The following is a 15,699-nucleotide window of genomic DNA, read 5'->3' as shown; positions in this document are numbered from 1 at the left end:
CCGAGGTCTGGTGCTGGACTTGCGATGACCACCTGCCCGCCACCATTCGCAAACTGCCGCGCATCGGCGATGTGCGTCTCCTCGGCGGCTTTGCCTTTTCCTGGCTCGTCTTTTGGCGTGCGTGGTGGCTGTTCAAAGTGCGGAAACAACCGAGGCCGGATGTGATCTACAGCATCGCCTGGTATCACAAAGCCTGTGATGTCTGCCACGTTCACTTCTCACAGGTTGACTGGGAGAAACGTCAGCGCCTGCTCGGCATCCACTCGCTGCGAGATCTCGTCGAGAGCATCGTCAACAAACTCAATCTCCGCCGCGCACGTTCGTTCCTGCGCCAGACCACGGCTCAAAAACTCGTCTGCGTCTCCCAGTCCGTCGCAAATGACATATGCGCTGAAAATTCGCGCGTCCCCATTCAAGTCCTGCCGAACAGCTACGATCCGCAGCGCTTCCATCCCGCTGTGCGCGATCAGTTTCGCGCTGAGACGCGCTCGAAGCTCGGCTACGACGAAACCCGGCGTGTTTTCATCTTCGTCAGCACGGGGCATTACCGCCGTAAAGGTTTTTTCCTCGCGGTCGAGGCGCTGCGCCGCCTGCGTCAAAGCCACCCAGAAGCCTGCCTTCTCGTCATTGGCGGTCGTGAAGCGCGTCTCGCCTCGCTACGAAAGAAAATCGGCGTGGATCAAGACTGGATCACCTTCACCGGCATGGTTCCCGATGTGGAAACCTACTTCGCGGCTGCCGACGCTCTGCTGTTTCCCTCCTACTCCGAGGCGTTTGCCCTCGTTGAGGTCGAGGCCGCCGCATGCGGCCTGCCACTGTTTCTCACGCCTCATCACGGCTCCGAGATGATCCTCGAAGACGGCGTCAATGGCCGCCTGATCGAGTTCGATACCGAGCGGATCGCCCAAGTGCTGGCTGAGTTTGTGGAAGGCCGCTGGAAGCCGACGGGAACCTCCCTCAAGCACGCGGTGGATTCTGCCACTTACGCGCAACGCCTCGGCGACCTGCTGTTGGAAGCTCATCACTCCCCATGAACGACGTCCGCCCCAGCCTGATGATCATCTCGCACACCTACGCGATCGACGAGCATGCCAAAAAGCTTGCGGCGTTGAACGCGCACTTTGAGGTGCTGTGTGTCACGGTCACTCACGAGGATTCCGGCCTGCCGCCACGCCATGAGGATGCCAGTGCGTCACCGGCACCGGATTTTCGTCTCAGGCTGTCGATCCTGGGCAAGGTGTCGTGGAACCGTTTCATTTACCGCGGCCTGTGGGCCGTGTTTCGTCAGCGTCATTGGGATTACGTCCTCGTGGAGGCCGAGCCTTGGCTGCCGGTGAAGTGGCAGTCATTCCTCCTGGCGCGTCTGTCCGGGAACGTGGGACGGTACGGAGAGTTCACCTGGGAAAACCTGCGCAGGCCGGGATTGAAAGGGTGGATTTTGGAGCCGGTCTATCGGCTCTCCGCCTGCTGGCTCGACTTCTGGATCGCGGGCAATGTGGCGGCCGGGCAGATTCTCCGTGAGTCGGGCATGGAGGCCTCACGCGTGCTGGTCTGCACCCAAGTCGGCGTGGACGTGGACCATGCGCCCGTGCGCTGCGAGGAAACGCGACGTGCGCTGCGTCTGAAGCATGGCATCCCGCCGGAGGCGTTCGTCGCCGGATTTGCCGGGCGTTTGGTCAAGGAGAAGGGCATTCGTGACCTCGTGGCCGCCGTGCGGCAGTTGCGCGCGGAAGGCGGAATGAGTCGTGATGTGCATGTGGCGCTCATGGGCGGTGGCCGACTGCGGGATGAGCTGGAAAAAATCTCCCAGGCCGAGCCGTGGCTGCATGTGCTGCCCAAGGTTTCCCACGAGCAGGTCGCCGGACATTTACAGATCATGGATTTGCTGGTGCTCGGCAGCCATCCCTACCATGAGGATGGAAACTGCTGGGAAGAGCAGTTCGGACACATCTTGGTGGAAGCCATGGCCTGTGGTGTTGTGGTGGCCGGATCGGACTCCGGCGCGATTCCAGAAGTCATCGGCGACCCGGCCATGATTTTCCCGGTCGGGGATGTGCCCGCGCTGGCCGGTCTGGTGCGGCGTTGCTGCAATGAGTCGTCCTTTTTCAAAGAACGGCAACTGGCGCAGTCCCGCCGGGTTAGGGAGCAGTACACGCACGAAAAAGTGGCGCAAATTCACGTGGACTTTTTGAAATCTCTGTGAGCACACCCGCAACACCGCTGACCTGCATCATCATTCCGGTGTACAATCGCCGCAGTCATACCTTGCAGTGTCTCGACCTGCTGAAGTGGTGTGCCTCGCTCCCCGACTGGCGCATCATCCTGGTGGATGATGCCTCGACGGATGGAACCGGGGACGCGGTGCGTGAACTGCATCCGCATGTCCTCACTGTCGAAGGCACGGGGCATCTGTTCTGGACGGGGGCCATGCGCCTCGGAATGCAGCGGGCCATCGAATTGAACGCGGACGTGCTCATCTGGCTCAATGACGACACCCACCCTGACGAAGCGTCCCTTCGTCGCATCAGCAGCATCGTGCGCCAGCAGCCTGACATAATCTTGTCTTCCTCCGTCATCGTCGATGGCGCTGTTCATTGCTGCCATTCACTGCGTCGTCGCGCCGCGCCCAGCACCGGGGGCGAGTTTGACACAGCCGATGTGCTCGCGGGTTATCAAGTGGCCTTCTCACGCAGGCTGGTGGAGACGATCGGCCTGCCTGACGATCGCCGCTGGCCGCACTATGCGGGAGACAGTTCCTACACCCACACCGCTCATAAGCACGGCTTCAAGCTGCGCATCGACACCTGCAGCCAGATCAGGCTGTGCGGTCATGAGCCGTATCTTTCCGTGGCCCATGTGTTCTGGGCTGGCACAAAGAGCCTGGGAAAGCGCATGCATGACGCCTTCATCGCCAAAAAATCCAAATACCGTCTCGCCACTCAATGGCACCTCGACGTACTCTATCGTGGATTCCTGGGAGCCTGCACCGCCTTCCCCGCCCGCCTGTCGGTCTGGATCTTGCAGATCGTCCGCAGTCGTTTGATGGCTTAGAGGAAATCATTTATGTCGTCACACGCCACAACCGTCCTGCGCAACGCACTCCTGGTGCTGGCACTCGGCATGGCCTTGTTGCTTCTGGTCGGCCTGCAGCCGTACGCGGCCGGATATGGCCACTTCCGACGCACCATCTTCGAAGAGTTGCTGATGCGCTGGAAAGACCCGACGTGGCAGCACGGCGTGCTGCTGCCGTTCATCGTCGGTTATTTGATCTGGCGGCGGCGTGAGCAGACAAGGCATGCCACCCTATCATCTAGCCGCTGGGGCTTCCTAATCAGCGTTTTTGCTTTGCTGCTCTACTTCGCCGGGTTTCGCGCCAATAATTTTTACTGCGGTTATCTCTCCATCATGATCCTGCTGGCCGGCGCTTCGTTGTGGCTACAGGGCGCTCCGCGCAGCCGTCAGATGCTGTTTGCGTGGCTCATGCTCGGCTTCCTATGGCCGCTGCCGTTTCTGGAGGAAAGCATCGGCTACCAGATGCGGCTGATGATGGTGAAGACCACGGGCTTCGTGCTGAACGCCGTCGGTGTCGATTCGCTGGTGGCCGGCACCGCGCTGCAATCCATGCCGAATCTCGAGCTTGGGCGGAGAGCGGGCGAGTTGTTCAGCGTGGGCATCGCCGCGCCATGCTCAGGCATGCGCTCGCTCTTCGCGCTGCTCGTGGTCGGAGCCTTGTTCAGTTATTTTCGTCAGCGGTCGCTTGGGCGCAGGCTGGCGCTGTTCAGCACGATCCTGCCCATCGCCGTCCTCGCCAACATGACGCGCATTCTCGTTTTGATCTTCGCGGCAATGGCCTTCGGCCAAAACTGGGCCATTGGCGATGCCGAGAAAGAAGTTTCCGCTTTCCATGAGCTGACGGGCATTCTGGTCTTTCTCGTGGCCTTGCTGCTGCTGCAAGCTGCCTCCTGGCTGCTGGACCGCCTGTGTGGCGGCCTTGGTTTCAAACGCGCCCGCGTCGTCACCCGTCAGGTCGTTTCCTCCGCGCCATGATCGTCCGCGCCTTCATCCTCCTCGCGCTATGCGGCATGACCGTGCTTTTCTGCCGGTTCTCGCCTCCTGTGAAAGGGGGCGATGAGGCGGGCGTGCTGGCCGAGTTGCCGATGGTGGCGGGCCGTTTCGTGGGCGAAACCGAAGCTCCCAGCGACAAGGAGCGCGAGCTGTTGCCCGCCGACACCATCATCGTGAAACGCGCTTACCACACCCCCGGACGTGCAGTGGCGCAACGCGATCAAGCCCACGCCTCGCTCGTCATCGCCGGGCATGACAGCCGCAGCATCCATCGCCCTGAGGTGTGTCTCGACGGCCAGGGCTGGACCCTGGTGGGTTCGCAGGTTCGCACCGTGAAGCTGCTCTCCGGCCAGGAACTGAACGTGCGTGATCTCGCCATCGCGCGTGAGGTGCTCTTGAATGACGGACGGAAGCTGCCGGTGCGAGCGCATTACGTTTACTGGTATGTCGGGGCGGATGTCAGCACTCCGAGCAATCTTGAGCGCCAGTTTCTCACCTTTCGTGACAACGTGCTGCGCAATGTGAACCATCGCTGGGCCTATCCTTCCGTCATGGCCCGTGTCACCCAGGGACTGCCGCCCGAGATCTCCGGCGAGCGTAGTCGGAGCGACGAGGAAACCGTCACCATGCTTCTCGAACTCGTGCGCACATTGGCACCGAAGTTCCAAAAAAACCTCATGCCTGCCTTATGATTGAAAAGCTGCACACGCGTCTGCGGCCTCTGGAACGTGTTGCCGTCGCCTATTCAGGCGGCGTGGACAGCACGCTCGTGCTGAAAGCCGCGCTGGATGCGCTGGGGAGTGAACATGTCGTCGCCCTGCTCGCCGTCTCGCCCAGTTTGCCGCAAAGCGAGAAAGACGAGGCCATTGCCCTGGCAAAACACCTCGGTGCACGCCTTGAACTGCTGCCTACGGAAGAAACCAACGATCCAGCGTATCAGGCGAACGCGCCGAACCGCTGCTACTTCTGCAAAGACCACGTCTATCGTGCCCTGCGGCAGTTTGCGGAGCGAAACGGCATCGCGCATGTGCTGGATGGCATGAACGCCGAGGACACGCTGGATGTCCGTCCAGGCCGTGCCGCCGCGCGTGAGCTGAAAATCCTCAGCCCGCTGCATGATCTCGGTTTCAGCAAAAAAGACGTGCGTGAGGTGGCGAAAGCACTCGGCCTGCCGAATTGGAACAAGCCCGCCGCCGCCTGCCTCGCCTCCCGCGTGCCCTATGGCACCAGCGTGACACCGAAACTGCTCTCGCAGATCGAACGGGCCGAGGCCGCGTTATTTGATCTCGGCTATCGTGAGCTACGCGTGCGCCATCATGGCGATGTGGCACGGCTGGAGGTGCCCGAGGCGGATTTGCTGCGTGCCTTGCAACAGCGCGAGGCAATCACCGCCGCGCTGCGTGCCGTCGGTTACACCTACATCACCCTCGATCTCGCCGGTTTGCGCACTGGCAGCATGAACGAAGTGCTCAAAGCACGCTCCACATGAACGAATCCACACTCCGCGACCTTCTCGCCCAAGTCAGCCAAGGCACGCTCTCGTCTGACCAGGCCCTGGAACGCCTGCGCACGCTGCCCTTTGCCGGTGTCGGCCAGGTACTGGCCGACACGCACCGCGTCATCCGCCAGGGCTTTGCCGAGGCTGTGTATGCGGAAGGGAAAACACCTGTCCAGACCGCCGATGCTCTCAGCGCCCTCGTCGCCGCGCACGGCTGTGCTCTCGCAACTCGCGTGTCCCACGAAACGGCCATCTTGCTGGCAGCGAGCCTGTCCTCCGGCACATATGACCCTGTTTCACGCTTATTCCGCGTCGGACGGATGGATCGCTCGTTCCAATCGGCCCCTGTGGCCGTTGTGTCTGCCGGCACCTCCGATCTGCCCGTCGCCGAAGAAGCGGCGCAGACACTCGAGTTTGCCGGGGCCAGGGTGAATCGCATCACCGATGTCGGTGTGGCCGGTTTGCACCGGTTGCTGGCCCGGCTGGACGATTTGCGGGCCGCCAGCATCGTCATCGCCGTCGCCGGGATGGAGGGGGCTCTGCCCAGCGTCCTCGGCGGGCTGGTGGCCGCTCCTGTGATCGCCGTGCCGACCAGCGTCGGCTATGGTGCCAGCCTGAACGGCCTCTCGGCCCTCCTCTGCATGCTCAATTCATGCGCCAGCGGCCTCGTGGTCGTGAACATCGACAATGGCTTCGGCGCGGCGATGGCGGCGGTGCGGATGCTGCAAGCGGTGGGGGGCGAAAATGACAAAAAGTGAGTGATTTGTGATAGGTTTCGCAGGATTTCGTCTCAAATTTTACAATTAACGCCTCGATTCGGCCCTGCCACGCTGTATTATTAAACACATATGAAACTCTCAAAGCACATCACTTTGCTGCTTGCTGTCACGGCTCTTTCAGCCAGTGCCGCCACCATTTCGGTGACCGGCGTTGACGACAACGGCTCAGGCGGCGTATACAACATTGATGGTCAGAATTACTGGTGGATGTGTGTGGAACCCGGCCCTCCCGTGACTCCGGTTCCTGTCCTCGGCCAGACGATCACCGCAAATTCGCTGTCCTTCATTGATGGCTGGGACCAGCAGAACACCGAACGTCTCGGCATCTACCAGTCTGACCCCGGGCTCTACACCACGGCCATTCCGACCCAGGTCGCCGTGATGGAGTATGTACTCGACACCTATTTGCCTTGGGACACCCTGGCCGGGCCCTCGGGTCGCTTCATTGAACAGGATGGCGGTTCGGCGAACTACGCCAACAACGAGACCTTCTATAATTCGTTCTTCACCGTCCAGAATTTCCTTTCTGAAACCTACGGCAAGACTGTGAAGACCGACTTCACCGACATGAGTGATTTTGTCGATTACAACGACGGCCTCGGCACTCCTGCCTCCATCGCGCGTTCGGCGCTCTTCCAGAGCATTCTCAGTGATGTGGAAACCAAGGCCGCTGGCAGCTTTTTCGACACCTACACGGCCCAGCATGGCTATTACATCGCCAACACGCTGTTCCCCGTGGCGGATGCGAACAACTGGCAGGACGCTCTCATCATCGCCTCCTTCGCACCTGTGCCGGAACCCGGTGGCGCGATCCTCATCGCCGCTTGCGGCATTGCCTTCATGCTCCGTCGCCGCCGCTCGGTTGCTTGAGCTGGCTGGTTGGAATGATCGGGCGAAAAAGCCCGAACTGAATGTCTCTCGAAGACACCCTCTATCCGCTGCTCAAGCTTTACGAGGCAGCGCCGCAGTCGGTCAAATCCCTGGCGGGCAGGGCATACCGGGCGATTCCGGCGTCATTGCGCTACGGAGCGGCCTACACGCGGTTTCAAACCGAGGCGCGGGCGGTGGAGACGTGGGATGCGGAGACGATCCGGCGCTATCAGATCGCCGCATTGCGTGATTCGTTGATCGCCGCGTCGAAAGCGCCGTTTTATGCGGAGCGTTTCGCAGCCTGCGGCGTCGATCCGAGGAAGTTTGAGGCGCTGGAGCAATTGGCGGACTACCCGCTGCTGACGAAGCAGGATCTGCTGCTGCATCGCGAACAGATGGTGAACCCGGAGTTCACGGCGAAACAGCGGCTCTACATCACCACAGGTGGATCGAGCGGCGTGCCGGTCGGCTTTTATCTGCACAAGGGCGTGAGCCGTCCGAAGGAGCAGGCTTACCTCGAAGCGCAATGGTCGCGGCGCGGGTATCGCGTGGGAGACCGCATGGCGGTGATTCGTGGCGGTGTCACATCGAGCAAGGCACGCGGTGGCATCAGCTACTACGATGCGACGCGGAACTGGCTCATCCTGTCTTCGTATCACCTCACGCCGGAGCGTCTGCCAGAGTATGTGGCCGCGTTGAACCGGTTTCGACCGCAGCACCTGCACGCGTATCCCAGTGCGGCGCTCATGCTGGCACGCGGACTGGGGCAGGCGGGCTTGAAGCTCGATTTCCCACTCACTTCGCTTCTCTGCGGCTCGGAAAAGCTCACGGCGGAGTCGCAGCAGCATCTGGAACAGTTCTTCGGTGCACGCGTCTTTCATTGGTATGGCCACAGCGAGCGCGTCGTACTCGCCGCACAGGGCCGCACCTCGAATCACCTGCATTTCTGGCCCACCTACGGCTTCGTCGAGTTCGGCGAGGCGAATGCGGACGGCCATCGCGAGATCATCGGCACCTCGTTTCACAACCACGTCATGCCGTTGATCCGGTATCGCACGGGCGATTATTGTAGCCCGGCTTTCCAAAGTCGGGATTCAGGGGCTGAAGACTCGACTCTGGAGAGTCAAGCTACATGGCCCACCGTCGAAGCCGTGGTGGGCCGTGACTACGAGTTCCTCATCAGCGCCAGCGGGCGCCGCATCTCGCTCACCGCGATCAACATGCATGACACCATCTTCGACGGCCTCCTCGCCGTGCAGTTCTTCCAGGAACGCCCCGGCGAGGTCGAGTGTCGCTTTCAGCCCGGCCCGCAGTGGCAAAGCAGCCGTGCGGGGACGATGCAGGCTGGCCTTCTGAAGAAACTGGGTGATGATTTCATCCTCACGCTGCGTGAGATGAAGGAAGTGGAGAAAACGAGTGCGGGGAAGCACAAGTGGCTGGTGACGAGGGTCTAAAACTTCTGATGCTTGATGAGCTTCTGGTCATCCATCGACAAATGGCTCCGGGAAAAACTTTCGCCTCAACCGAAAGAGAATATCAAAATCACAGTGAGCGACAATGGCATCACCCTCACGCAGGGAACAAAAGCATTGCATTCAATCGCATGGCATGAAGTGAAGGAAATCGTCGCCTGCAAGGAAGACTGCTGGACCTTTGATTCGATTTGCATTGGCTTTCGCATTGAGGAGCGAAATGAATACCTCTATGTGGTAGAAGAATACGAAGGATTCAAAGATTTGCTCAAGGCTTTAGACAAGCATTTCCCAAATCTTCGAGAAGGCTGGTATAACGAAGTAGCCTTCTCTGAATTCATACAGAACTGGACAACAATTTGGGGCACGCCATTCCCTCGCGAAGCTAAATGAAACAACTCGCCCAATACCAAGACGGACGCCTGGAACTCCAGGACGTGCCTGTGCCAGTGCCGCCGCCGGGCGGGATTCTGGTGAGGACGACGTGCTCGGTGATCTCGCCGGGGACGGAGCGGATGAAGGTGGAGCAGGCGCGAATGTCGCTGCTGCAAAAGGCGAAGGCGCGGCCGGATCAGGTCAAGAAAGTGATCGACACGGCGAAGACGCTGGGCTGGAAGGCGGCGCTGGAGAAGGTACGCAACCGGCTCGAATCGCCGACGCCGCTGGGCTACTCGGCGGCGGGTGTGGTGGTGGCGGTAGATGAGTTGAACTCGCGCTTCCGTGTCGGGGATCGCGTGGCCTGCGGCGGCGCGGAGTGCGCGTTTCATGCGGAGATGATTGCGGTGCCGGATCTGCTGGTTGCACCCGTTCCCGAGGGCGTGGAAGACTGGCAGGCGGCTTACACGACGCTGGCGTCGATCTCGATGCAGGCGGTGCGGCAGGCAGAAGCGCGGCTGGGAGATCGCGTGATGGTGATGGGGCACGGACTCGTCGGTTTGCTGGCGACGAGTTTGCTCAAAGCCTCCGGTGCGCGTGTGCTGGCGGTGGATTTCATTTCATCGCGACTGCAAACCGCGCTGGCGATGGGAGCGGAGCGCGTGGTGAATCCGGCCGAGACCAGGGTCGAAGACATGGTGCGTGAATGGACCAGCGGCCATGGCGTGGATGCGGTGATCATCTGCGTGGGCGGCAAGTCGAGCGGCCCGGCGGATCAGGCCATCGCGTGTCTGCGGGATCGCGGCGTGATGGTGATCACCGGCATCTACGATGCCGAACTGTCCTGGAAAACGGCCTACATGAAGGACATCCAGGTGCGCTACTCGCGCAGTTATGGACCCGGCCGCTACGATCCGCAGTATGAGTGGGGCGGGAAGGATTACCCCATCGGCTATGTACGCTGGACGGAGAACCGGAACTTCGAGGCGTGCCTGGAACTGATGCGCACGGGTCAGCTTGATTTGAGGCCAGTGACGACGCGGCGGGTGAGCTTTGGGGATGTGCTGGACGTTTACAACAAGCTGGAAAGCGAGCTTGGCGTGGTGATTGAGTATGCGGCGGGTAGGACAGGCATTTTGCCTGTCACAAGTGATGCGGGCATTCTGCCCGCGAATCAGGAGCCGAGCAGGATGCCCGACGCACCGGCATCAGGCAGAATGCCTGACCCACAGGCGCGCGCCTTCGTTCCCTTCGATCCAGCCAGGAAAACCGACAAGGCCCGCCGTCATCTCCTGCATTGGGAGCAGGAGGGTGTGACTCAGTTTGTCACGTTCCGACAGGCGGACGCCATCGCACAGGAGAAATTGGACCTGTGGCACCGTGAGCGTGACGCCTGGCTGCGCGATCATCCGCAGCCGTGGGATTTTGAAACCGAGGAGATGTATCATCGCCTGTTCTCCGAGCGGCTGGAGGCATGGTTGGATCAGGGCGCTGGAAGCTGCCTGCTGGCACGGGAAGATGCGGCGCATCTGGTCGAAAACGCCATGCGCCACTTCGACGGCGAGCGCTACATCCTGGATGCCTATGTCATCATGCCGAATCATGTGCATGTGATCATCAAACCGATCGGGGAGCACACGCTCTCCGACATCATGCATTCATGGAAGAGCTTCACGTCGCGGGAGATCAAGAAGGCCTATGATTTGAACGACGGGCCGTTCTGGCAGGCAGAACGGTTTGATCATGCACTGAGGAGCGAGGCCTCACTGGCCGCCAAGCGTGAGTACATCCAGCAGAATCCGGTGAAGGCGAAGCTTGCGGGCAGATTTCGGATCGGTTGCGGCGGCGGGGTGGTGAGTAGCACAGGCATCCTGCCTGTCTCGGGTGATTCGGGCATTCTGCCCGCGACACTGGCGACAGGCGAGACGCCTGTCCTACATGTCATCGGCGCAGGGAACTTCGCGCGGACAATGCTGCTGCCGCACCTGAAAGGGAAAATCACGCTCGGCACCATCGTCAACGCCACGGGCCTCAGCGCTCGCCATGTGAAGGAGAAATTTGGTTTCTCGACAGCGGAAACGGACGCGGCGAAGGTTTTCGAGAACAACGGCAACGCGGTGATGATCGGCACGCGGCATCATCTGCATGCGCCGCTGGTACTGAAGGCACTGCAAAGCGGGAAGCACACGTTTGTGGAGAAACCGCTGTGTCTCACGCGGGAAGAACTGTCGCAGATCGACGAGGCGATGAGTTCCAGCACCGGTAGCGTGATGGTGGGCTTCAATCGTCGCTTTGCACCAGCGACGGTCGCCATGATGCAAACACTGCAACACATCCCCGGACCGAAGACGCTGGCGTTTCAGGTGAACGCGGGCGTGCTGGCACCGGATCACTGGTATGCGAACGTCGAAGAAAGCGGCGGTCGTGTGCTGGGCGAAGCATGCCACTTCTTCGATTTCGCCTGCCATGTGCTGGGCAGGCCGGTGAAGGTGACGGCGCAGACGGTGGGCCGCCCGGCGGTGCCGGATTCGGTAACGGCTCAAATTGAGTTCGCGGATGGATCGGCGGCGCAGATCGTTTACTCGGCGGAAGGCGACTCGGCGTTTCCAAAGGAATCCTTTCGTGTGTTTGCCAACGGTTCTGTCATAGAGTGCGAGAACTTCATGCGGCTCTCCATCTTCCAAAACCGCAAACAGACGGTGAAAAAATTCGCCTCAAAGGGCCATGCGGAGGAAATGGCGGCGTGGCTGGCCTTTTTGAAAGGCGGATCACCGCATCCAGTGCCCTATGAACAGGCACGGCAGAGCATGCGGCTGACATTTGCGGTGCTGGAGTCCATCCGCGAGGGACGAGGAGTCGCGTTGTGATGAAGATCGCGTGGTATGCCCAAAGACTGCGCGCGATGAGCGCGGGCGAAATCGTGCATCGCGTCAGGGAGCGCCTCGGCAGGCGCAATGAGGCCGCGAAGCTCAAAAACATCTCGCGCCGAGCGTGGGACGGCACATTTGCCGATTTTCCGAAGCTGCCATGGCGACAGCAGGTGCCGTCGGACTTGCGCAGGCAACTGGCCGCCGATGCGGAGAAGTTGGTGCGCGGCGAGTGGGAGTTGTTTGGCTGGAAGAGTGTCGAGGTCGGCGCGCCGCCATGTTGGCATCGCGATGCGACGCTGGGCGTGGTCATTGACCCTGACACGCCGTCGCGGAAGCTCGATCATCGTCATTTGCCGCACGATGCCGACGCGCGCGCGATCTGGGAGATCAACCGCTGGTCCGAAATGACGCGCATGGCAATGCACAGCGCGCTCAATGGCGATGTGCATGCGATCCGCGTCTCACAGCTCTGGCTCGAAGACTGGTGTGACCGCAACCCGCCCGGCCATGGCATCAACTGGACGAGTCCGCTGGAGGCAGGGCTGCGTTTGATGAATTTCTGCTGGTTCGACGCCCTCGTGCGCGGCTGCAACGACCCCGAGCTGGCGCGCAGGCAGGATGAGCTCACCGCACGCATCGTTCCCGTTCATGCGTGGTGGGTGTGGCAGCGGAGATCATTCGGCTCCTCGGCCAACAACCACCTCATCGGCGAGCTGAGTGCTTTGGTGATGGCGATCACGCGCTGGCCCTCACTGGCGCTCATGATCTGCCCGGCGCAACGCGTGTGGAAGCTGCTGGAGCGCGAGATTTTGCGTCAGTTCGCCTCTGATGGCGGCAACAAGGAGCAGGCGCTGCATTATCACCTCTTTGCCTGGGAAATGAGCTGGCATGCGGGCCTGGCGGCGGATGGTTTGAAAGGCGAGGTGTTGGAACGGCTGACGAAAGCGGCGCAGTTCTTCGTGGATGTCGTCGAAGCACCTGAATGCTGGGATTTTGGCGATTCGGATGACGCGCAGGTGCTGCCGCTGGCGGTGAAACGCGGCAATGCGGCTGCAGAGTTTCGCGGCTGGCTGCTGGGCCGTGCGGATGGCTCGGCGTTGCGCTACTGGCTGGGTGAGCCACCGAAAGGTGTGAAGGCGTCCATGCGCAGCAAGTGGCTGGTGCAGCCGGAAAGCGGGCAGGCGGTCTGGCGTGATGCGCGCTGGACGGTGCGCGCGGACGCGTCACCGCTCGGTCTTGGCAGCATGGCGGCGCATGGGCACCTCGACGCGTTGCATGTGTCGCTCTGGTTTGAGCAGCACGCGCTCGTCATTGATCCGGGAACGGGCGCTTATTACGGCAACACGGCGCTGCGTTCGCGTCTCGCCTCGTGGGAGGCGCATAACGGCCCGGTGCCGGTCTCAGGCCGCCAGACTCCGCGACGGCTGGGGCCGTTTTTGTGGATGAATCATCACGCCAAACCGACGGTGGAACTGAGCAACGACATCTGTGTGATGAGCCTTGAATGCGACCAGACCTTCGTGCTGCGCGCGGTCAATGCCGCGCAGGGATATGTCGAGATTTGCGACGAGGTCGGCATGGATGTACCACACGTCATCACATGGCAGCTCGCGCCCGGCTGGCGCGTCGAGCAGGAGCGAAAGGACGGCTTTGTCTGCCATCATGCCGAATCCATTCCGGTGCATGCGACGCTAAATGGCACGGCCATTGAGTCCTGGGAAATCGTGGAGCGCGAGGCATCCCCGCATTTCCGAGAGCAAGTGACCACTCAGGCGGTGAAAGTCACCTTCAAGGGCACTCTGACGACCGTCTGGCGCAAGGCCGGGTGAATCAGCCGCCATTTTGAAACAAAGCCGAGGCGCGGGAGGTGATCCCGCGCCTCTTTCTTTTCCGGGCAGTGGCGCATCTTTCAAAGACCACGAAAATTTGCCGGAGTTGTGGCCTTGAGCATGCCCAGGCGCTCGCCATAGAAAGCGGCTCCCAACCCACCTCAGCGACGATCATGCGACTCCAAGACCAGGTTATTGTCATCACCGGCAGCACCACCGGCATCGGTGAATTCATGGCGCGGCGCTTCATCAAAGAGGGCGCAAAAGTGATTTTGCATGGGCGTGACGCCGCTCGCGGCGAGGCTTTGAGAAAAGAACTCGGCAAGGACAAAGCAGCCTTCTGCCAAGGAAGTCTCGAAGACCCCGCTTACCCCGAAAAACTCGCCGCCGATGCCATTGCGGCCTTTGGCAAAGTCGATGCGCTGGTGAACAACGCCGCGCTCACCATTCGCGGACGCATCGCCGAAACGGACGCGACTTTTTTTGACCGCATGATGGCGGTGAACGCCCGTGCGCCGATGCTGCTCATCCGCGCCCTGCTGCCCGAATTGAAAAAGAATCGGGGCGTCGTGCTGAACATCGGCTCCGTGCTGGCCCACTGCGGCCAGGCCAACATGCTGGCCTACTCGATGTCCAAAGGTGCGCTGATGACGATGACTCGCAACCTCGCGGATTCGCTCGGCATGGACCGTGTGCGCGTGAACCAGCTCAATGTCGGCTGGACGCTCACCGACAACGAATACCAAGTCAAAATCGGCGACGGTCTCGGCGAAGGCTGGCCGGAGCGCTTGCCGCCTTCGGTGGTGCCGATGGGCCGTCTTCTGATGCCAGAAGACATTGCTGCCGCCGCGATTTACTGGGTCGGACGCGAGAGCTATCCCGTCACCGGCACCGTTGCCGAGTTGGAGCAGTATCCCATCATCGGTCGCTACGCGAACGCCGAGGGCGATGAGAAGAAATGAGGAATTGAAACTGAAAACCGCGAACTGAGAACAACAAGACCATGAAACTGATCCGCTTTGGAAACCCTGGAGAAGAGAAACCCGGCCTTCAACTCGAAGACGGCCGCCGCATCGACGCGAGCGCCTTTGGCAGCGACTACGATGAGAAATTCTTCGGCGGTGATGGCTTGGAACGTCTCGCGGCTTGGGCCAAGACCAACGCGGCCACTGCGCCGACAATAGCTGCTGGCACGCGTCTCGGCCCGTGCATCGCACGTCCGAGCAAGATCATCTGCATTGGTCTGAACTACAGCGATCATGCCAAGGAGAGCGGCATGCCCATTCCAGCGGAGCCGATTGTGTTTTTCAAGGCCACGTCAGCGATTGTCGGCCCGAATGACAACGTCGTCATACCGCGCAACTCGAAGAAGACCGACTGGGAAGTCGAACTTGCCTTCGTCATCGGTAAAAAGGCCAGCTACGTCTCCGAAGACGACGCGCTGAGCCATGTGGCCGGTTACTGCGTGCACAACGACTACAGCGAGCGTGAATGGCAGCTCGAACGCGGCGGCCAGTGGGTCAAAGGCAAGAGCTGCGACACCTTCGCGCCGCTCGGGCCGTTCCTCGCCACGAGCGATGAGATCCCTGACCCGCAGAATTTGAAGCTGTGGCTCAAGCTCAACGGCAAGACGATTCAAAGCAGCAGCACCGCGCAGATGATCTTCGGCGTGAAGACGCTGGTGAGTTATTTGAGCCAGTTCATGAGCCTGTTGCCCGGCGACATCATCACCACCGGCACGCCTCCTGGCGTCGGCCTCGGCTTCAAGCCTGATCCCGTCTTCATGAAGCCCGGCGACGTCATCGAACTCGGTGTCGAAGGTCTTGGTGAGCAGGGGCAGACGGCGGTGGCGGCGAGTTAAGACAGTCAAAGGTCAAGGAATCGTCAAGATGGGGGACGTAGCGGAGTGCGTGAGCATTCCGATGAAATCCTCGTGCTCAC

Annotated in this window: 14 protein-coding genes; all 14 read left to right on the top strand. The window is 60.8% G+C overall.

The features are described 5' to 3' along the window. Nucleotides 1-1,034 (top strand): glycosyltransferase family 4 protein (locus ACILSI_RS21935; RefSeq protein WP_395724058.1); only part of this gene is annotated, 1,034 nt, incomplete at its 5' end. After that, complete coding sequence (locus ACILSI_RS21930; RefSeq protein WP_395724057.1) at nucleotides 1,031-2,203, top strand: glycosyltransferase; 1,173 nt, start codon at nucleotides 1,031-1,033, stop codon at nucleotides 2,201-2,203. The genes ACILSI_RS21935 and ACILSI_RS21930, both read left to right, overlap by 4 nt. Then, nucleotides 2,200-3,051 carry a glycosyltransferase family 2 protein gene (locus tag ACILSI_RS21925; RefSeq protein ID WP_395724056.1) on the top strand — a complete coding sequence of 284 codons (852 nt, stop codon included), beginning with the start codon at nucleotides 2,200-2,202 and terminating at the stop codon, nucleotides 3,049-3,051. The genes ACILSI_RS21930 and ACILSI_RS21925 overlap by 4 nt, the downstream gene beginning before the upstream one ends. A 12-nt stretch (nucleotides 3,052-3,063) precedes the next feature. Next, nucleotides 3,064-4,047: an exosortase/archaeosortase family protein gene (locus ACILSI_RS21920; protein WP_395724055.1), complete on the top strand. Its 984-nt coding sequence runs from the start codon at nucleotides 3,064-3,066 to the stop codon at nucleotides 4,045-4,047. Continuing rightward, nucleotides 4,044-4,757, top strand: a complete 714-nt coding sequence (locus ACILSI_RS21915; protein WP_395724054.1) for an exosortase-associated EpsI family protein — start codon at nucleotides 4,044-4,046, stop codon at nucleotides 4,755-4,757. Before ACILSI_RS21920 ends, ACILSI_RS21915 begins: the two co-directional genes overlap by 4 nt. Beyond that, nucleotides 4,754-5,554: an ATP-dependent sacrificial sulfur transferase LarE gene (gene larE / locus ACILSI_RS21910; RefSeq protein WP_395724053.1), complete on the top strand. Its 801-nt coding sequence runs from the start codon at nucleotides 4,754-4,756 to the stop codon at nucleotides 5,552-5,554. Before ACILSI_RS21915 ends, larE begins: the two co-directional genes overlap by 4 nt. After that, complete coding sequence (larB, locus tag ACILSI_RS21905) at nucleotides 5,551-6,321, top strand: nickel pincer cofactor biosynthesis protein LarB (protein ID WP_395724052.1); 771 nt, start codon at nucleotides 5,551-5,553, stop codon at nucleotides 6,319-6,321. The genes larE and larB overlap by 4 nt, the downstream gene beginning before the upstream one ends. Nucleotides 6,322-6,411: 90 nt before the next feature. Continuing rightward, on the top strand, nucleotides 6,412-7,212 hold the full coding sequence (locus ACILSI_RS21900; RefSeq protein ID WP_395724051.1) for a PEP-CTERM sorting domain-containing protein: 801 nt from the start codon (nucleotides 6,412-6,414) through the stop codon (nucleotides 7,210-7,212). Between the two features lie 41 nt (nucleotides 7,213-7,253). Then, nucleotides 7,254-8,666: a phenylacetate--CoA ligase family protein gene (locus ACILSI_RS21895; protein WP_395724050.1), complete on the top strand. Its 1,413-nt coding sequence runs from the start codon at nucleotides 7,254-7,256 to the stop codon at nucleotides 8,664-8,666. A 15-nt stretch (nucleotides 8,667-8,681) separates the two neighbouring features. Beyond that, nucleotides 8,682-9,077 (top strand): hypothetical protein, encoded by a 396-nt coding sequence (locus tag ACILSI_RS21890; protein WP_395724049.1) that lies wholly within the window; start codon nucleotides 8,682-8,684, stop codon nucleotides 9,075-9,077. Further along, nucleotides 9,074-11,926 (top strand): zinc-binding dehydrogenase, encoded by a 2,853-nt coding sequence (locus tag ACILSI_RS21885; RefSeq protein WP_395724048.1) that lies wholly within the window; start codon nucleotides 9,074-9,076, stop codon nucleotides 11,924-11,926. The genes ACILSI_RS21890 and ACILSI_RS21885 overlap by 4 nt, the downstream gene beginning before the upstream one ends. Continuing rightward, nucleotides 11,926-13,758, top strand: a complete 1,833-nt coding sequence (locus ACILSI_RS21880) for a heparinase II/III family protein (protein WP_395724047.1) — start codon at nucleotides 11,926-11,928, stop codon at nucleotides 13,756-13,758. The genes ACILSI_RS21885 and ACILSI_RS21880 overlap by 1 nt, the downstream gene beginning before the upstream one ends. Nucleotides 13,759-13,931: 173 nt before the next feature. Further along, the gene (locus tag ACILSI_RS21875; protein ID WP_395724046.1) at nucleotides 13,932-14,720 is read left to right on the top strand and encodes an SDR family NAD(P)-dependent oxidoreductase; all 789 of its coding nucleotides are present in this window, start codon (nucleotides 13,932-13,934) and stop codon (nucleotides 14,718-14,720) included. A 41-nt stretch (nucleotides 14,721-14,761) separates the two neighbouring features. After that, complete coding sequence (locus ACILSI_RS21870; RefSeq protein ID WP_395724045.1) at nucleotides 14,762-15,619, top strand: fumarylacetoacetate hydrolase family protein; 858 nt, start codon at nucleotides 14,762-14,764, stop codon at nucleotides 15,617-15,619. Nucleotides 15,620-15,699 lie beyond the last annotated feature (80 nt).

The sequence above is a fragment of the Prosthecobacter sp. genome, assembly GCF_044232965.1.
GTDB lineage: Bacteria > Verrucomicrobiota > Verrucomicrobiia > Verrucomicrobiales > Verrucomicrobiaceae > Prosthecobacter.
The sequence above is the reverse complement of the archived record's forward strand: the minus strand, read 5'-3'. Positions and strand labels throughout refer to the sequence as shown.